Raw genomic sequence first — 18242 nt, forward strand, 5'->3', positions numbered from 1 at the left:
GGACAGACCCGAGAACACTATCTGCGCAAGCTCGTTGACATCCTTCACAGGAAGATCAACGATCTTCGCGACTTTCCGTCACCACCGAATGTGAGACAGGGCCGAGTTTCTGACACACCCGGTTGTGGTCCGGCGTTCCCGGTCAGGAGGGCGGGGCCCGAGATGAAGCTTTCATCGCGTCCGCGATGTTCGCGCTGGTCGTCGGGGCCGAGCGGGGGCGGATCTTGCGGCGGTGCGGTGCTTGTCGTCCAATTCACGGTGATCGCTCTTCGCGATTTCCGGCCCTTCATGAGGGGAGAACTGGTGCGTCGCCGAATCACCGCCTTGTCGCTTCTCGCGGTCACCGCTCTGACGCCGATCCTGGCCACGAGCACGCCAGCGCACGCCTCGTCCACACTCCAAGTCGTCTACAGCAACCTGCCCTATGACGTCTGCATCAGCTTCGGCCGGTCAGGACAGGAGACCGGACGCTGGCAGACCTGGTGGTGCAGCACCCACCAGCCCGAGAACCCGATGTTCTACACCTACGACCTGTGGGCGTACGTGAACTGAGGCAGTTCCCCCGGCACGGGTGCTGCCGTCGTCCCCATGAAGCAGCACCCGCGTCCTCATGTGATCCCGTCTTGAAGAAATCTGACCGGGATGTAATGTTCTGCGCCCTTGCTCGCCAATAAGGGGAAAGCCCCGAGCAAGCGGAAGGCGCACTGGATGGCAGACACATCATCGGAGGGCCTCCTGCGGACGATGCGGGATCCTGAGGCCTTCGAGGTCTTCTACCGAAGACACGCCGAACGCGTGAGCCGCTTCGTGGCCCGCCGGGTGACCGATCCGCACACGGTGGACGACCTCACCACCGAGATCTTCCTGGCCGCCATCGACACCGCGGGCACGTACAAGGCCGAGCGGGGCGGCGAGGTGGCGTGGCTGTTCGGCATCGCGCGCAACGTGGTGGCGTCCGAGCTGCGCAGAGCGGCCAGAGAGTTGCACAAGAGCGGCAGGGCGGCGGGACGGCGCACGCTGGACGCCGACGACATCGCCCGGTTAGAGGAGCGCATCGACGCCGAGCGGGCCGCCCGCCCGCTGTTGTCGGCCATCGCGAAGTTGCCCAAGAGCCTGAGGGCCGTGGCCGAACTGGTGGACATCGACGGCCTGTCGGTCGCCGACGCCGCCATGGCCCTGCGCATCCGCGTCGGCACCGCCCGGGTGCGGCTGCATCGCGCGCACCGCCGGCTGATGATCGAATCCGGTCACCGCCCGGAAGCCATCTTGAAAGGATCGTCATGAACGGGTCTCTCGCCGGTTTCGAAGAGCGCCGGCTGGCCGAGCTGAAGGAGCACGTGGCGGCGCGGGCGGCGGCCGAGCGGGCCGGACGGCCGCACGCGGTGGCCGAGCGGGCCGGACGGCCACGCCGCCGGATGGTCCTGGCCGTGGCGGCGGGGGCGGCGATCGCCGCCGTGGCGAGCGTGGTCACGGTCTCGTCCATGGGCGGGGCCGACCGCGCCTACGCCGTTACCAAGGACTCCGACGGCATCGTGTACGTCACCGTACGCGACTTCCGGGACGCGGCGGGACTGACCAGGCAGCTCAAGAGCCTCAACGTGCCCGCCATCGTGGACTTCGTCCCGGCGGGCCAGAAATGCAAGGAGCCGCGCGCCGAACCCGTGACGGACATCCCCCGCGGCCTGTATTACGCGCCCAGGAACATCCCCGGCGACGACGCCGGCTCGGGCTGGCAGATGCAGATCAACACCAAGCTGTTCAAGCCCGGCCAGACCTTCGTCTGGACCCTTGCGGTCGATCCCGTCTACGGAGGGAGCGACACCAGCACGATCCTCATGCGGGACCCGGTGGCGCCCTGCGAGCTGGTCCCCGACGACGTACAGCACGTCGTGCCGAAGATGCCCTTCCCGGAGGTCACGTCGCTGGGCGGGTACCGGGTGGAGGGCAAGACCGTGGGCGAGGTCCTGCCGGAGATCGAGAAGCGCGGCCTCAAGGTCACCTACCTGATCACCGAACCCCCTCCCGAGCGCTATCCGGGCGACCCGTACCTGATGTACCCCACCAAGCAGGGCACTCCGGTGGGTGCGGACTGGTTCGTCTGGCAGGCGGACGAGCCGGAGAAGGGAGTGATCCGCCTGATGGTCACGCAGAAACTCCAGAAGCCTTAGCGATCAGCCCGTCATGGTTCGCTCCGGCGGGTCAACGTAGGAGCAGTCGCTTGCGGAGGCGGGTTTTGAGGGGTGTTCTGGCGCGTACGGCCTGGCGGACGGCGTCGCTGTGGCGCCAGGCCGCGTCGGCGGCCTCGTGGGCGACGTCGTCGGGGGCGTAGCGGACGAAGTTGGAAATATCGGCGAGTGGTCGGAGATGGGTTGATATGTCGGCTGGGTGCCGGGCCACCACGTCCTCGGCGGTCAGCGCCCGCTCCCCCTTCAGGCCGAGGTCGTCACAGGTCTGCGACCACGCGCCGAGCACCCGCCGCTCCGCGCCCGTCACGCTCCTGCGGGCCCGCCTGCGCCACCACGGCAGCACCATCGCCGCGCTCGCGTACACCACCAGGATCCCCGCCCCCACCGCCGGGACGATCACCCACAGCGGCGGCCCGGCCGAGGTCTCGCGGCCGCCACCCGCCGTGGGCTTCTGACCGGCCTTCGGCTTGTTCACCGTGCCCTGGGTGAACTCGCCCTCCAGCTCCTCGCTCTCCTTGAGAGCGGAGGACACCACCTCGTGGTCGTCCTTCGCGCCGCCGCGGCCGGGCGTGGGGTAGAACGGCCGCCAGCCGAGCTTGTCGAACTTGATCTCCGCCCACGCCATGACATGACCAGATTTAACGTGGTAAATCCCGTCGGACGCCTGCCCCGGCCGGAACCCCACCACGACCCTCGACGGCAGCCCGAGCGTCCTGGCCATGAGCGCGAACGTCGACGCGAACTGCTCCGACGTCCCCCTGTGCGTGGTCTCCAGGAAGAACTCCAGGCCCTTGAGCGAGTGCCCCGGCGGCGCGGTGACGTCGTAGGTGGCGCTGGTGCGCAGGTAGCTCTGCAGCCGGTACGCCTGCTTGATCGGCACGTCCGCGCCCTTGGTGGCCTGCTGGGCGAGCTTGTGGAACAGCGCCTCCTGAGGCCCGGCCGGGAACGCGGTCAGCGCCCGATCGTCGACCGGCGTGGCCGCGAGCAGGTCGGCCTTCGACGGCTCCGCCACCCGCGAGGTCACCTCGTACGTGAACCCCTTGGCCGGCCGGCTCGCGGCCAGCAGCGCGCCGCTCCCGGGGTCGACGGCCAGGCCGCGTACGCCGTCCACCTCGACGGGACGTTCGGCGCCGGGCAGCCAGGTGCCGGGCAGGCCGCTGAACGTGATCGTCTGGCGTACGGTCTGCGCCTTGCCCGTCCAGTCCCCCGCGGGCACCCGCCCGCCCGTCGGCTGGAAGCGGGCGCCGGACGTCCAGCGGACGCCGTCATAGCGGTCGAGTACGGCCAGCCGCCAGTTGAGGGGCTTGGCCGCCTTGACGGTGAACAGGTCACGGTCAGGGATCTGCAGCCAGGCGGACACGCGGTCGAGCGGGCTGACGCTGTCGACGCGTACCGGGGGCGGGAGTTCGGCGTCGTCGCGCGGGTTGTACGGCTCGGCGGCGATGGGCAGCAGCGGCCCGGCGACCAGGGCGACGGCGGCCAGCGCGGCGGCGGCCGGGATGCCGGCGAGCAGCCACAGCGCCGGCCGGTCGTCCCGGAGCAGGGCCAGTGCCGCGATGAGCACCACGAGGGCCGCGGCGACAGGCAGGTTCGAGCCCTCCCCGTCCACCCCGAACAGCAGCGCCACCCCGTACACCACCAGTCCGGGCACCGCGGCGGCCACGCGGGTCCTGGTGCGGGTCAGCGTCTCGGCGCCGACCACGGCGGCGGCCCAGACCAGCGTGTGCACGAGGACCAGCAGCCGCGGCTCCGGCTGGGCGGGCAGGAGCGTGGTGAGCAGCGCCCGCCACGAGTCGGCCAGGTCGCCGAGCAGGCCGGGAGCGATGCCCTTGTACAGCGGCACGGTCCCGGCGAACCACAGGACCAGGTCGAGCACCAGCGCCAGCCAGAGAGGCCGCCGCCGGCAGAGCGCGGCCACCAGGGCGGGGACGGTCGCGGCGGGCACGACGGCCAGGAGCAGCTCGGTGCCGGGGAAGACGCGATGGAACCCCCACCCACCGGCCCCGGTGACGGCCGCCACCAGCGCCAATCCCCCTAACCACCGCCACACAGGCTGCTTCATCGCCTGCCCCAGGCCAGCGGCAGCGCGGCCAGGTCCGCGATGGGGACGACCGTCACTCCGGGCACGCTGAGCGGACCTGTCCCTATATATACGCAGATGATGCGGTCGAACCGTCGTCGTGCCCCCGCCACTCGGGCGGCCTCGGCGGGGTCCCCGGTGATCACGACCAGCGAGCCGCCGCGGGCCAGCCGGACCGCCTCGCCGACGCCGGACGTACCGGATCCAACCAGGGCGAGGCGATCCAGCAGCAGCTCGGGGTCGGTCTTGGTCTCGGCGAGCGGCCCGTCGCCCGTGAGCACCCGCACGGGGAAGCCGGACCGTGCGGCGGCGACGGCGGCCGAGGCGGCGGCGTCCACGCCCAGCTCGGTGAGGTGACGGGTGTCGAGGACGACCGTCGTGGTGGGCAGGCTGGCATCGATGAGCTGGCGCACCATGAGCGTGCCGGTGCGCGCGCTGGACTTCCAGTGGACGTGGCGCAGGTCGTCGCCGACGACATACTCGCGCAGGGTGTGGAAGGTGACCGTGCCGCTGGGGGCGTTGTCGCTGGTGGGGCCCTCCAGGTGGTGGGCCTTGCCCGACGCGGGCACCGGCAGCGCGACCGTGCGAGGGCGGACCAGGAGCGTGGCCGTCTGGCCGTACCGCCTGATCCTGCGTGTCAGGCCGAACGGGTCGGCGCGGACGAGCAGGAGCGGGCCGACGGGGATCTCGCCGCGCACGCCGGTGGGCAGCGGGTACGACACCGTCCTGGTGGCGTTCCGAGGCAGGCGGGGCAGGTCCACCGTGTGCTCGGCCGTACCGATCCGGTCCTGCGCGCGCAGCCCTGACAGGCCCCGGCGGCCGAGATTGCGTACGTGAAGGACCGCCACGGCCGCGTCCCCGCGCGGCACCTTGAGCGGAGTGACCTCGCGGTGCACCTCCAGCCTCGGTCCGGGGGCGGTCCAGGCAAGGGCGGCGGCGAGCGCGAGCAGCCCGCCGGTGGCCAGCACGACGGGCTCCGGGTAGCCGAGCGCGAACCCGGCCGCGTACAGGATCACGGAGCCGGCGAGCGTGCCCCACCCCAGCGGTGTCAGCACCTAGGCCGCCTGCGGCACCGGCATCCCGGCGAGGAGCTCGCCGAGCACGTGCGCCGCGGTGACCTCGCGTAGTTCGGCCTCCGGGGTGAGGATCAGCCGGTGCGCGATGACCGGGACGGCCAGGGCCTTGACGTCCTCCGGCACGACGTAGTGGCGGCCGGCGGCGGCGGCCTTGACGCGGGCGGCCCGCAGCAGCGCGAGGCTGCCGCGCGGGGAGGCGCCGAGCCGCAGGTGCGGGTTGGTGCGCGTGGCGCCGCAGAGGGCGACGATGTAGTCGTAGACGGGGTCGGCGACGTGGATGCGGGTGGCGAACTCGATCATCCCGGCCACGTCCGACGCGCGGGCCACCACGGGCAACCGCTCGACCTGCGGCCCGGTCGGCATGCCCTTGAGCACCTCGACCTCCGAGACGTGGTCAGGGTAGCCGACGGAGATCCGCATGAGGAAGCGATCGAGCTGGGCCTCCGGCAGCGGGTACGTGCCGTCCATGTCGACGGGGTTCTGCGTGGCGACCACCAGGAACGGCCTGGGTACGGGATGCGGCTCGGCGTCGACCGTGACCCGGCGCTCCTCCATGACCTCCAGCAGCGCCGACTGGGTCTTCGGGGAGGCGCGGTTGATCTCGTCGGCGAGCACGATGTTGGCGAACACCGGCCCCTGGTGGAACTCGAACTTCTGGTGCGCCTGGTTGAAGATCGACACACCGGTGATGTCGCTGGGCAGTAGGTCGGGCGTGAACTGGATGCGCCGCCACTCGGCGTCCACACTGGCGGCGATGGACCTGGCCAGCGTGGTCTTGCCGGTGCCGGGCACGTCCTCGATCAGCAGGTGTCCTTCGGAGAACAGGCAGATCAGGGCCAGCTCTATGGCTTCGTGCTTGCCGCGGATGATGCGCTCGATGTTCTGGGCCAGCATCTGGAAGCGCTGGGCGAACTGTGCCGCAAGCTGCTGCGGTTGCTGCGTCTGCTCGTTGTACAACTGAGGTCCCCTATCTCAGTCGGTGCATTCGAAGAGCGGAGCCTCCGGGAAGCCGCCCCCGTCCGGTGTGGCCACCAGCGTGTCGTTGAGGTAGCCGTTGCCCGCCGACGACTCGATCCGGTTCCAGATGTCACTGGACTTTCCGGTGGACTTGTCGGTGTAGGACGAGCCCTTGACCTGGCAGATCACTGTCAGCGTGATGTACTGGCCCTGTGGGATCCTTCCGGCCTCGCCATCGGCGGACGGGCCCGGCCGGATGAGCGTGTTGGTGTCGTTGTTGCTGGCGTTCTGGTACTGCTGTTTCGGATAGGCCAGGTCCACGTCCGCTGTGGCGGCGTCCTGGCTCTCCCCCGCGTCGTTCTTGGCCTTGAGCTTGAACTCGTGCTTCTGGTTGTTCTTGAGCCCTTCGGCGGTGAACGACGTGCCCTTGACGCTGTCGTTGCTCACCGCGCCGGAGAGCACGTACGTGATGCCTTCGCCGCCGCTCTCCGGGGCGTCCCAGGTCAGCTCGGCGCCGCGGTTCTTGGGCTTGGCCGCGAAGTTGGCCGGTCTGCCGGGGGCCACGCAGGGCTTGACCCCGGCGCTGGGCTCCGACTCGACCTGGCCGCCCGACCAGTGGGCGACGACCGTGAAGGTGTACTCGGCGCCGCAGCTCCCGCCCGAGAACTCGAACTGGAACGGCCCGCCGGCGTCCACCGACTGCGGCGTGCTCCTGCCGTCGCCGCCGGACACCTTGAGCGTGTAGCGGTCGACCTTGCCGCCGCTGGACGGGCTGAAGTTCACGCTGACGTGGCCGGGGCCCGACTTGGCGCTGACCGCGCCCGGTTTGGTGGGCGCGCTGGGCGTGGGGGTGGGAGTGGGGCTGCGGGTGGCCGAGGAGGGAGTCGGGGTCGACGTCGGGGTCTTGGTGGGCTTGCGCGACGGCTCCGGGGCGTCCGTCCGCGTCGGCGCTGGGTCGTCCGTCCTGGTCGGGTCGGGCCTGGGGTCGGTGTTCGTCGGCTCGGGCCGTGGCGTCTGCTTGGGCTTGGGGGTGTTGGTGGGTCCCGGTACGTCCGAGTCGTCCTTGTCGACGTCGTGCTTGCGGCCTTCGGTGTCGACGACGACGGCCTTGTCGCCGTTCTCGTCGTTCGCCCAGAGCAGGCCGTCCTTGACGAACACGTCGACCGGGCCGGGCCCCTGCGCCACCTGGAGCTTGGTGGGCTGACCGCCCGCCGCGCTGTCCCACACGATCAGGCCGCCCGTGCTGCGGTCCGGGACGTACACCTTCGAGCCGAGTATCTGCGGCACGCCGAGCGCGGCCGGGTCCTTCACCGCGAACTTGGTGTTGAGCACCGAGTTCGACTCCGTGTCGACCACCACGAGGAGCCCGGAGTCGCCGGGCGTGAGCAGCGGAACCAGCGAACCCTCGGTCGAGGCCGGCGCCAGCACGCCGCCTTTGGCGGCCTGGGCGACCTCCTTGGGCAGCGTGATCTCGCCCACGCCGCCGTCCGCGCCGACGATCGTGGCGGTCGCGGCGCGGGTGTTGACGATCACCGGCAGGCCGCCCGCGATCGTGACGGCCAATTCCTCGCCCGGCTCGCCGACCTTGACGGCGCTCGCGGCGACGCCCTTGGTCACGGGTACGACCTCGCCTTTGGCGGTCACCGGCACCCAGAGCCGCCCGCCACCGTCGATGCGGGCCGAGCCGAGCGGGCCCGGCAGCGACAGCGGCGCGCCGACCGAGTTGAGCGTGGCCGGGTCGATCTGCTGAACCTTGCCCTCCGGGTCCACCGCGTAGCCGGCGGCGCCCGAGACGACGATCTGCAGACCGGCCGTGCCGAAGTTACGGGTCTGCGCGACGCTGAGCTGGCCGGGCTCGATCCGGCTGACGTAGCCGCTGCCGTCGTCGACGAGCAGGACGTTCGAGCCGTCCTGGACGATGCGCAGCCGCTGGGCCGACTTCTTGTCGAGGTAGCCGTCGACCTCGCCGGACAGGCCGTTAACGTGCACGATCTTGCCTCGGGCCTGGGTCCAGAGCCAGGCGCCGACGTCGGCCAGTTTGGGTGTGGCGCTGGAGACGCCCACGCCGAAGACGGCCGCCAAGGCGACCAGGATCACGGCCACCGCGCCGGCGATCACGGCCGTGGCACGGTCTCCGCGGAGTACGCGGATACGCAAGGCGTCACTCACCCCGTACGTATGATTACTTAACGTTTGCCCCCGTATTACCCTGGATCACCCTAGCGTGCGGCGCGACTACTCGCAGGTAAGCACGCCAGGTTGGGCACTACTCGCAGGTAAGCCCGTCAGGTCGGGCCGAGATTGTCGGCGCGAAGCCGTACCTTAGTCCCCGTGTCCGAACAGCCCTTGACCCTCGACGCCGCCCTCTCGGAGGAGGCGGTGCTGTCGACCTACCGCCGGATGTTCGCGGCGCTGGCCCGCGACAGCGGCGCGGTCGTCGACGACCCGGCCCTGGTCGACATCGCCGAGACGCTGTTCGCGGCGTTCGCCGAGGCGGGCGAGGAGTGGCTGACGCACGAGCAGATGCGCTTCGCCTGCCGCGCCTATCCCGGCGACCAGTTCGACAACCGGCTGCGCGTGCTCAAGGGGCTGGGCGCGATCCGCGAGGTGTTCCCCAAGCCCAACCAGCTGCGCTATCGGGCGTCGTTCACCAGCGTGGTCGGGCTGATGTTCATCAGGCGGATGATGGACGACGGCGGCCAGTCGGAGATGCACCGGCTGCTCGCGCTCGAAGACCTCAACGTCGCCGACCCGCGCACCACGATGGAGGAGGCCAGGCAGAGCGCCGCCAACCTGGCCAGGGCGTTCCGGCTGTGGGCGCTGGAGCTGATCACGCTCACCATGGGCACGATCGAGGAGCTGCGCGAGCAGGCGCCCAAGCTGTGGGGCACCGAGGAGATCGCGCGCCGGGCGCAGAGCCTGCACGGCACGATCCTGACCCGCTGGCCCGCGCTCGACCGGGTCTGCACCGATCTGCGGGCGGCCATCTACGCCTACAGCGACGCCTCCCGGCGGGCGGCGGGGCGCCTGGCCGACTCGGCGGGCACGACCCGCAACCTGACGCTGCTGCCCACCGAGACGTGGCGCACGTTCTCGCAGACCGCTTCGCGTGAGCGGCTCGCGGCGGTGCTCGACGGCTTCGTGTTCGACGCTCCGGCGCCCTGGCACGACCCGGCGGCTATCGCCCGCGCGGTCGACGAGGCGCCCCGCCCGGCTCCGGCCCAGCCCACTCCCCCGCGCTCCAACCTCGCCGACGCGGGCCCCGAAGGCTCGCTCGGCTCCGCGCCCAACGCGGCGATCGAGCGGCTGACCGAGGTGGCGGAGTCGCTGCTGGGGGCGTCGTCGCGGGTGGCACTGGCCGACGTACTCCGGTCCGACTGGCCATCGGCCCGCCGGCTGCTGGCCGACCTGACGACGGTCGATCTGCGGCCTGAGCTGCCTTATCGGCTCGTGTGGGCCGACGACCTCACGATCTCGCCAGGAGGCGAACCGGCCTGGCTGTCCCACGGCTACCTGGAGCGCACCGCATGACCCGACTCTCATCAGAGGCCGCGGGCCCGGACCTTCCCTCCTCGGAGGTCGCTGGTACTCGCGGCTCCTCAGGGGGCCCGGCTGCGGGTCGCACTTCAGCGGGCGTCGGTGGGGGTCGCTCTTCGGCGGGTACCGGTGGAGGTCGCACTTCGGGAGGCGTTGGTGCGCGGCGCGCGCTGGGGGACGACGCGGTAGCTCACGTGCGGGCGCGGTCGGGCGGGCCGCTGCGGCTGGGGGCCGGCGTCGCGGCGCCACCCGGGATGCTACGGCTCACGCGCCCCGACTCCACCGGCCAAGCCCTGCCGGTGTGGCCTGATGCGGCCACCCCGTCGCTCCTCGACGAATACCAGGTGCCCCCGGTCCCGGTCGAACGCTCGGGCGAAACCCGGCGGGTGCTGGCGGCGACGCTCAAGTGCTGCTGGAGCGACCTGTCCGTCGACCCGTGGCCGGGCACACCGGCGCCGGTCGAGCTGATCCTCGACACCTACCGGGCACTGATCGGCCGGGCCGACGACCTGATGCGCAACTGGGCCATCGGGGCACTGCGCCGGCTGCACGACTCGGCGTGGATCGTCATGTCCGACGGCGTGGTCTCGCTGGGCCCGCGCTGCGCCCTGTGGCCGGTCGAGTCGCACGCCCAGCTGAAGGAGCTGGTCCGGCGCATTCCCACACCGGAGCAACGGGACCTCACGGTGGTCGCGGACGCCGACATCGTGGCGGCCGCCACGCAGGAATCCCACGGACTGCAGGAACCACCCGCTGCGGAACAACCTTCGGCCGCGCAAGGGCCGCTGGACATTCAGCAATCCCCCGCTGGGCCAGGATCGCCGGTCGTACAGCAACCCGCCGCCGCGCAAGAACCACCCACCGCAGAACAGCCCCCTACGGAACAAGGACTGGGCGTTCAGCAGCCCTCCGCCGTGGAAGGACCGCTCACCGCACAGCAGCCACCCGAGGCGCGGGTGCGGGCGCAGGATCCCGCAACCGCGACCGCGATGACAGTGGCGGCGGGCCGGGTCGAGGGCGGTGCGGCGGAGTTCGACGAACTGCTGGGCGGCTATGACGAGCGGCGGCGGGCCGAGTTGGTGGCGGCGTTCATGGCGGTGGAGCATGGCGCCGAGCCGGTGCTGGAGGCCCGGTTCGGTGGGCTCCGCGATCCCGCGCTCCGCCACACTCTGGGCGAGATGCTCGCCCGACGAGGCCGGACGCTGATCCAGCACCGCGAGCGATGGACCTCGGGCTACGACGACGCCTACCGCGCCGAGCCGACGCCCGCGACCACGCCCGCGGCCGCCGGGTCCGGGTTCGGGGCCGGGGCAGCGGCGGGGCTTGGTGAGAGTGAGCGGGCGGTGTTGACGCTGGTGCTGGTGCATTCGGTGGCGATTCCGAGGGCGGAGGGGCTGCTGCCCGATGACACCTGGCTCTCGCCGCATCCGACTCCCGTCGACGAGCTGCGCCGCCACACCCAGTTGCCGATCGGCGAGCTGGAGGCGGCGCTGCGGATGCTGCGGCACGCCGGGCTGCTGACCCAGGTCAAGGCGGGCGAGGAGGCCGGCGGTTACGCGCCGGGACCGCAGTTCCACCGGCTCACCCCGGCGGCGCGGCGACGGCTGCAGGAGGAGCTGATCCTGGCGGCCGGACCACACAGCCCGCTGGCCGCGGCCGTACGCGCGCGGAGATCGACAGGGTAGGCACCCGGACCTGCCGGGCCCGGATTGCCACCCGGGCCTGGCAGGCGCCAAGCGTCAGACGCGGTCGGGGTAGCGCGGTGAACAGGAACTAAGCGTCCTCGGCCGGGCGGCGCGGCGAAGAGACAGCAACAGCCCACGCGGCGCGGCAAACAGACAGCGAGCGTGCTCGGGTCGGCGCGGTGAAGAAGCAGCAAGCGTCCGCCCTCACCCGGGCGGCACGGTGAACAGACAGCAAGCGTCAGCCCCGCCCGGGTCGGCGCGGTGGAACGGAAGGACTACGGGGGTCACAGGTGTCGCAGGTGGAGAACGTCGTCGGGGACCGGGTGCTGATCGCCATGCAGGCGGTCAACATCTCACGGCTCTCGACCCATCCGGTGCCGACCGTCCCCGGCACGCTCATCGTCGTCGCCGGGGCCGGGCCCAAGGACTCCAACGGCGCGGGCAAGTCGTCGTTCATCGCGTCGATCACGGCGTTGCTGGGTGACGAGCAGTGGCGTTTCGCCTCGGGCGCGAAGGCGGTGTCGGAGCTGCTGTTCAACGCCGAGCTGGCCAGTGGCGCGGGCGCCCGCCAGTGGGCCAGCGCCGACCACGGCTACATCGTCGGCGTGTTCGGGCGGCCCGGCGCGTCCTACGACCTGCCGCTACGCGCCACCGGCCCAGTTCCCGGCGCCGTCGCCTCAGAAGAAACCGCCGGGCCGGAGCATGGCATCATAAATGCGGACCAACCCGCCAAAAAGGGGCATGGCACCTCCATCGCTGACCAAGTCACCGAACCGGAGCAGATCAGCGTGGGCGTGGAGCCGGCCGTACCGGATGACGGTGAGTTGTTCTCCGTGCCCGACACATCCGGCGGGGCCGTCACCGTGTGGCTCAAGGTCAATCAGGAGGCTCCCCACCTGGAGATCCGCTGGCGCGAGGGCGTGCACCTGGCCTCCGCCGCGTCCGAAGCCGAGCGCGTGGTGCGCGCCGACGAGATGTGGGCGACGCTGCCCAAGTCCGCCGGACGCCGCGACGTGGTGGCCCGCGACCTGACCAAGGTGCTCTACGGCGACCGCATCCGCTGCGTGTCGTTCCTGTCGACTTCGGTCCGGAGCAAGGTCGCCACCAACCTGCTCTCCCAGCCGCTCAACGAGATCTCGCCGGAGCGCGTGTTCGAGGCCATCGCGGCTCTGACCGGCCTCGACGCCGAGCTCGAGCAGGAGCGCGAGGCTCGCCGGGACGAGCACGCCAAACGCGTACGGGCGGCGCAGGCGGCCGATCGGCTGGCCGAGTTCGAGGCGGAGTCGCGGGCGTTGCTGACCACGTTCGACCGGCGCGATCAGGCCCGGATCCGGCTGGCCGACGCGCTGCGGTGCTGGCGGGGGCGCCAGGCTCGCAAGCTGGACGACGCGGCGGCCAAGGACGAGCTGCTGGTCGCCGAGCTCGAACGGCACCGGGCCGCGGGCGAGACGGCGGCCGAGGCGCTCTCCATGGTGAAGGCCGAGATCGCCACCCTGAAGGACGACACGCTCGATCGGAGGGTGGCGGAGGCGCGCAAGGAGCTGGCCGCGATGCAGGCGCGGGCCGCCAAGCTCGACGCCGACCGGGCCGTGGCGGAGAACTCCGCCGACGAGTTGCGCGGCCTGATCCCGGCGTTGGAGGAGACGCGCCGGTTCTCGGACGGCCGTGATGTGCCCACGGCCGAGCGGGAGCTGCGGGAGGCGCGGCTGCGGCTGAACGAGGCGCTTAAGGCGCTGGGCGTGGCCGATCGCGAGGTGGCCTCTGCCCAGGCCGCGCTGGACGACGCCGAGGGCGGCCCGGCCGCTGCCCAGCTCAACGCACTGGCCGCGGCGGGCGTCGTGGCGACGGGTCTCCTGGACGCACTGGACGTGGCCGAACAAGCTCGCGACTACTCCCACGCCCATGGTGATTCCGCCGGCCGACCATCCCCCAAGGCAGCCGGGAGAGCGGCCGGTCAAGCAGCCGCTGGGGCGGCCGGCGGAGCGGTCGCGAACGCTGGTGGGGCCGGGCTCGGGTTGGAGGAGTTGCGGGGGTGGCCGCACGAGCATGCCGTGATCGTCGACGCCGGCCAGCTCGAAGCGGCCGCCGCGGCCTTGGTCGAGCTGCCCGGTTCGGTCCTGGTGAGTGCCGCCGGGGTGAGCGTGGTGGGGGCGTTCGACGGGGAGGCGACCGGCCGGGAGGCACGGATCAAGGCTGCCGAGCACCGGCTCAACCGGGCCAAGGACACCCAGGAGACCGCGGCGCAGACCGTACGCGATGGGGAGGAAGGTGTCGCGGAGGGACAGCGGCGGCTGGAGGGGGCGCAAGCGGGAGTACGGCTCGCCGAGCTGGAGACGAAGCTGGCCGGGCGGCGGGCGCGGCTGGGCGAGCTGACGACGGCGCTGGAGGAGCTGGCGCCCGCGGTGGCGGAGGCCGAGCGGCAGGCGGCCGCGCTCGACTTCCGGGCCCGCACGAAGGACATGGAGATCGAACGCCTGGAGGGGCGGCGGCAGCGGCACGAGGGCGAGCGGGCCCGGTCGCGTCAGGACGAGACGAGGGTGAGCGGCGAACGGGAGGCGCTCAAGGTCGAGGCGCTGGCCGCCGACTGGGGCGGCACCGCCGAGGGAGCGCGGGAGTGGCTCAATGCGCTGCCCGAGGGCGAACGAGCGCGCACCGCCGAGGAATGGTGGCGCGTCGCCGAACGGCATTTCGACCAGGCGTTGCGCGACACGTTCCCGGAGGAGGACGCGGAGATCCCGGAGGAGCTGCGGTTCCTGCTGTCCGAGCGTGGGGGGAGCACGGCGCGGGAGCAGGCGACGTTCGCGGCGGTGTGCGGCTCGCTGGCCTCCTACCTGCGCGGGCAGGAAGAATACGAGAAGCACCAGCGGCGTCAGATCGAGGCGCAGGTCGTGTCGAGGCAGCGTGACCTGGCCGCGGCCGACAAGGGGGCGGAGGAGGCGGCCAGTTCGACGGCCGTGCACCGGGCGGCGCTGACGGCGGCGATCAAGTCCCGGCTCACGCGGGTCGCCGAGGAGTTCGAGCAGCTCGACACGTCCTACGGAGGTTACGGGGCGACGCTGGAGTTCCCGGTGCCACCGGCGCCCGCGGATCCGGAGCAGCGCTGGCAATGGCGCGTCACGCCCAAGTGGCGGCGCGGCGAGGGCCAGGGCTTCGTCCCGTACAACCGGCGGGCCAACACCGCGCTCATGGACGAGAAGGCGGTCAAACTGGTGTGCGCGGCGGCGATCGCGTCATCCGGGGGCGGGCATCTGTGCCTGGTGCTCGACGAACTGGGCCGCAACCTGGGCAAGGAGCACCGGCGGGAGGCCGTGGCGCTGTTCCGGCGGATCGGCGAGACGTACGGGATCACGGTGATCGGGGCGCTCCAGGACGACATGGAGCCGTACGCGATCGACGCCTGCGGGCAGTACATCAAGCTCAGGCGATCGTCGGACGCGATGCCGTACAACGAGCCACCGGTGATCGTCGGGCACGACGAGCACGCGGAGCGCGTGCGGGCATTGGCCGCCTATGTGGACAGGAGCGGGCACTCCCCTGTGGCTGCCACCTGATCACCGGGTCCGCTCCATCCGTGCGGACCCGACGTGATCACGTGCGGACCCGACGTGATCAGCGGACGCGGCCCCATACGCGGGGGCTGTCATCTGATCGGCGGGCCGACGTACGAGGCGCGGAGGCGGAGGAGGGAGCCCTTGGCGTATTCCTCCATCGCGTGGGCCAGCCACCCGGCGGTCCTGGCCACCGCGAAGATCGCCTCGCCGGAGCCGGGCACCATCCCGGCGACTGCGGCGAGGGTGGCGAGCGCGAAGTCGACGTTCTGTTCGGGCAGGCGTCGCCGACGGACTTCAGCCAGTACGGCCTGGACCACGGCGATGCGTTCGTGGTCCGGCGCGGCCTCCTTCACCAGGTCGAGCAGGAGGCCGCCGCGGGCGTCGCCGTTCTTGTAGACGCTGTGGCCGAAGCCGGGGATGCGCTCGCCCCGACGTACCCGATCAGTGATCACGCGCGAGGCCTGGCCGGGTTCGGTCACCTCGGCCAGCAGCCGTTCGGCCGCGTGGGACGCGCCGCCGTGCAGGGGGCCGCCGAGCACGCCGAGGCCGGTCAGCACCACGGCGTACGGGTCGGCGCGAGCGGAGGCGGCGACCCGGGCGGCCAGCGTGGAGGCGGCCAGCTCATGGTCGGCGAGCAGCACGAGCGCGCCCCGCAGGGCGGCCAGGAGGGCGGGGGTTGCGGGCCCCGGGCACAGGCGGGACCAGAGCCGCTCGGCGATCGACTCGCCGCCGGGAGCCTGGAGCGCCGGCAGGGCGTCGACGAGGCCGGAGATGAGGCGACGGCCGGTGGCGGCGACGGAGGCGGGATCGAGCTGGTAGCGGAGGGAGTCGGCGGCGCCGAGGACCGTGGTGATCACCTGGAGGCGGTCCAGAAGCGGCAGACCCTCGGGAAGGCCGCGCTGAGCCGCTATTGCGACCTGCGACGTGTCCGGATCGCGCGCCCAACCCCTCGCCCCGCTGTCGGACATCTCTGGACCACCTACCCGATCCCGCGTCGCGGGGTCCGAGGCGAAGGCGTCGGGGTCGCCTGTCCACAGCCACTCGGCCACCGTTTCGAAGTCGGCGGTTCGGGCCAGGGTGAGGGCGTCGCGGCCGCGGTAGTACGGGCGGTCCAGACCGAGTGCGGTGATGCCGGACTCGATGACCAGCTCCGGTGGCTGGCCGCGTGGCCGCCCGCGACGGGCCAGCTGCTCGATCTCCGCCGCGTCGAACAGGCTGCGCCGGTCCTCACTGTGACGTCGCTTGAGCACGCCCCGGCTCACGTACGCGTAGAGAGTGGCGGGCTTCACGCCGAGCCGCTCGGCTGCCGTCGCCGCGTCGATCCACTCCACGCCAAAGCCTCCCATATTGATGAAAATCAATATTGATACACATTGAGCAGGCGTGTCAACGTGTGCACATGCCCAAAGTTCACTTCCTTGACGTGACCAACCGAGACGGCGTGCAGACCGCGCGCACCGGCCTGTCGAAGTTCGGCAAGACCATGGTCAACTTCTATCTGGCCAAGCTCGGGGTGGCTCAGTCCGAGATCGGTTTTCCCTTCCTGTTCCACGAGGTGCCCTACGTACGGGCGCAGACGGCGCTGGCCGAGGCGGGCGCGTTCGGCGAGCTGCGGCTGTCGGGCTGGTGCCGTGGTGTGCCGCAGGACGTGGAGAAGGCGGCGCCACTCGGGCTGAAGCACTACAACCTGTCCATCTCCACATCGGACTACATGATCCAGAACAAGTTCCGCGGCCGCCTCGACCGCGGCGCGATCATGCGGGAGATGACGGCGGCCGTGCGGGCGGCCAAGGCGGCGGGCGCGCTGACCGTGGGCGTCAACGCGGAGGACGGGTCGCGGACGGATGACGGGTTCTTGCTGGAGTTCGCGCTGGCGGCCAAGGAGGCGGGCGCCGACCGGGTCCGCTACTGCGACACGATCGGCGGCGACACCCCCGACCGGATCCGCGAACGCTTCGCCAAGCTGGCCTCGGCCGTCAGGATGCCCGTCGAGACGCACTGCCACAACGACCTCGGCCTGGCCGTGGCCAACTCCATCTCGGGCGCGCTCGGCGACCTGGAGGCCGGGCAGGACGCGTGGATCAACACCTGCGTGAACGGCATCGGCGAGCGTTCCGGCAACGCCGACCTGCTGTCCACGATCCTCGCCTTCGAGCACGGCTTCGGGCTCCAGGCGGAGATCGGTGACGCCATCGACCTGTCATGGGCGCGCAGGTTCGGGCTGTGGGCGAGTTACGCCTTCGGGCAGCCCTTGCCGTACAACCAGGTGGGGGTGGGACGCAACGCGTTCGCGCACGAGTCGGGCATCCACGCCGACGGGGCGCTGAAGGATCATGGCAACTACGAGCTGTACGACGAGGCGACGCTCGGGCCGTTCCCCGAGGATTGGCACGCGCGCGGCGGGCGGGTCGTGCTGACCGGCGAGTACGGCGGGAAGGCCGGATTCCGGCACGTCATGGACGGGCTCGGCGTGGACGTACAGGAGGAGGACCTGGCGTTCCGGCTGGTGCAGCTCTGCAACGCGATGACCGGCCGACCGCTCACGGACGACGAACTGCGGCTGATCGCGGCGTATCCGCGGGAGCTGGCACTGCTGTTCCCGGAGTACGAGTGAGGCCCCGGGCGCTCCGCCCGGATCCGGCAGAAGTGGCGGCTCATAGCATGAGCGCATGCAGATCGAGGAACGGACCGTTGCCGACGCCGACCTGACCGCCCTGCTCGCCGCCGCCTTCGACGAGCTGGTGAAGCGCTACGGGCCCGAAGGGCGTTCCGTCGTCAAGGCGCAGGCCCGCTACCTCGTCGCCTACGCCGGGGAGCACGCCGCCGGATGTGGTGCCATCCAGCCGGTGAGTCCGGATATGGGGGAGCTCAAGCGGATGTACGTGGATCCCGCGTTCCGAGGCCAGGGGATCGCCAGGCGGCTCTTGGCGGCCTTGGAGGATCTGGCTCGGGACATGGGCTACGAGACAGTGCGTTTGGCGACCGGGGTCAAGCAGCCTGAGGCCATAGCTTTGTACGAGAGCAGCGGGTATGTGCTTGGCGAGTCGTACGGCATGTACGTGGATCAGCCGCTGACCCGCTGCTACCGCAAGGAGCTGGGCTCGGTCTGAACGACGCGGGCGAGCGCGTGGACCCGCGCCCCGGGCGGGTAGGCCGTAAACAGGCGGCAC

Annotated in this window: 13 protein-coding genes; 8 read left to right on the forward strand and 5 right to left on the reverse strand. The window is 71.4% G+C overall.

Annotation, left to right across the window (positions count from 1 at the left end):
• The first annotated feature begins 303 nt into the window (after nucleotides 1-303).
• The 3 genes from AB0C30_RS55065 (at nucleotide 304) to AB0C30_RS55075 (ending at nucleotide 2168) form a co-directional block, all read left to right on the forward strand.
• The gene (locus AB0C30_RS55065; RefSeq protein ID WP_357960150.1) at nucleotides 304-552 is read left to right on the forward strand and encodes a hypothetical protein; all 249 of its coding nucleotides are present in this window, start codon (nucleotides 304-306) and stop codon (nucleotides 550-552) included.
• Between the two features lie 156 nt (nucleotides 553-708).
• Nucleotides 709-1284: an RNA polymerase sigma factor gene (locus AB0C30_RS55070; protein WP_357960153.1), complete on the forward strand. Its 576-nt coding sequence runs from the start codon at nucleotides 709-711 to the stop codon at nucleotides 1282-1284.
• Nucleotides 1281-2168, forward strand: coding sequence for a hypothetical protein (locus tag AB0C30_RS55075; protein ID WP_357960156.1), 888 nt, complete (start codon nucleotides 1281-1283; stop codon nucleotides 2166-2168). The genes AB0C30_RS55070 and AB0C30_RS55075 overlap by 4 nt, the downstream gene beginning before the upstream one ends.
• Before the next feature lie 31 nt (nucleotides 2169-2199).
• Here the strand turns inward: AB0C30_RS55075 and AB0C30_RS55080 are convergent, their stop codons facing one another.
• The 4 genes from AB0C30_RS55080 to AB0C30_RS55095 are packed head-to-tail and all read right to left on the reverse strand — an operon-like array spanning nucleotide 2200 to nucleotide 8468.
• Nucleotides 2200-4248: a DUF3488 and transglutaminase-like domain-containing protein gene (locus AB0C30_RS55080; RefSeq protein ID WP_357960159.1), complete on the reverse strand. Its 2049-nt coding sequence runs from the start codon at nucleotides 4246-4248 to the stop codon at nucleotides 2200-2202.
• The gene (locus tag AB0C30_RS55085) at nucleotides 4245-5321 is read right to left on the reverse strand and encodes a DUF58 domain-containing protein (RefSeq protein WP_357960161.1); all 1077 of its coding nucleotides are present in this window, start codon (nucleotides 5319-5321) and stop codon (nucleotides 4245-4247) included. Before AB0C30_RS55085 ends, AB0C30_RS55080 begins: the two co-directional genes overlap by 4 nt.
• Nucleotides 5322-6299, reverse strand: coding sequence for a MoxR family ATPase (locus AB0C30_RS55090; protein WP_225289611.1), 978 nt, complete (start codon nucleotides 6297-6299; stop codon nucleotides 5322-5324). It lies immediately after the preceding gene.
• Between the two features lie 15 nt (nucleotides 6300-6314).
• A complete protein-coding gene (locus AB0C30_RS55095) occupies nucleotides 6315-8468 on the reverse strand; it encodes a hypothetical protein (RefSeq protein ID WP_357960164.1) in 2154 nt (717 codons plus the stop codon).
• A 162-nt stretch (nucleotides 8469-8630) separates the two neighbouring features.
• On the opposite strand from AB0C30_RS55095, the gene AB0C30_RS55100 reads away from it, so the two are divergent.
• The 3 genes from AB0C30_RS55100 (at nucleotide 8631) to AB0C30_RS55110 (ending at nucleotide 15072) form a co-directional block, all read left to right on the forward strand.
• The gene (locus tag AB0C30_RS55100; protein ID WP_357960167.1) at nucleotides 8631-9830 is read left to right on the forward strand and encodes a hypothetical protein; all 1200 of its coding nucleotides are present in this window, start codon (nucleotides 8631-8633) and stop codon (nucleotides 9828-9830) included.
• Nucleotides 9831-10030: 200 nt separating this feature from the next.
• Entirely contained in the window at nucleotides 10031-11521 is a 1491-nt protein-coding gene (locus tag AB0C30_RS55105) for a hypothetical protein (protein ID WP_357960170.1), read from the forward strand.
• A 299-nt stretch (nucleotides 11522-11820) separates the two neighbouring features.
• Entirely contained in the window at nucleotides 11821-15072 is a 3252-nt protein-coding gene (locus AB0C30_RS55110) for a chromosome partitioning protein ParA (RefSeq protein ID WP_357960173.1), read from the forward strand.
• An 89-nt stretch (nucleotides 15073-15161) separates the two neighbouring features.
• Here the strand turns inward: AB0C30_RS55110 and AB0C30_RS55115 are convergent, their stop codons facing one another.
• Entirely contained in the window at nucleotides 15162-16403 is a 1242-nt protein-coding gene (locus tag AB0C30_RS55115; protein WP_357960176.1) for a citrate synthase, read from the reverse strand.
• A 68-nt stretch (nucleotides 16404-16471) separates the two neighbouring features.
• Between AB0C30_RS55115 and AB0C30_RS55120 the strand changes: the two genes are divergently transcribed.
• Together AB0C30_RS55120 and AB0C30_RS55125 are read left to right on the forward strand one after the other, a co-directional pair.
• Complete coding sequence (locus AB0C30_RS55120) at nucleotides 16472-17686, forward strand: hypothetical protein (RefSeq protein WP_357960179.1); 1215 nt, start codon at nucleotides 16472-16474, stop codon at nucleotides 17684-17686.
• 55 nt (nucleotides 17687-17741) lie between these two features.
• Nucleotides 17742-18182 carry a GNAT family N-acetyltransferase gene (locus AB0C30_RS55125; RefSeq protein ID WP_357960182.1) on the forward strand — a complete coding sequence of 147 codons (441 nt, stop codon included), beginning with the start codon at nucleotides 17742-17744 and terminating at the stop codon, nucleotides 18180-18182.
• Nucleotides 18183-18242 lie beyond the last annotated feature (60 nt).

Origin of the sequence: Nonomuraea sp. NPDC048901, from assembly GCF_040649695.1 — a bacterium.
Classification (GTDB): domain Bacteria; phylum Actinomycetota; class Actinomycetes; order Streptosporangiales; family Streptosporangiaceae; genus Nonomuraea.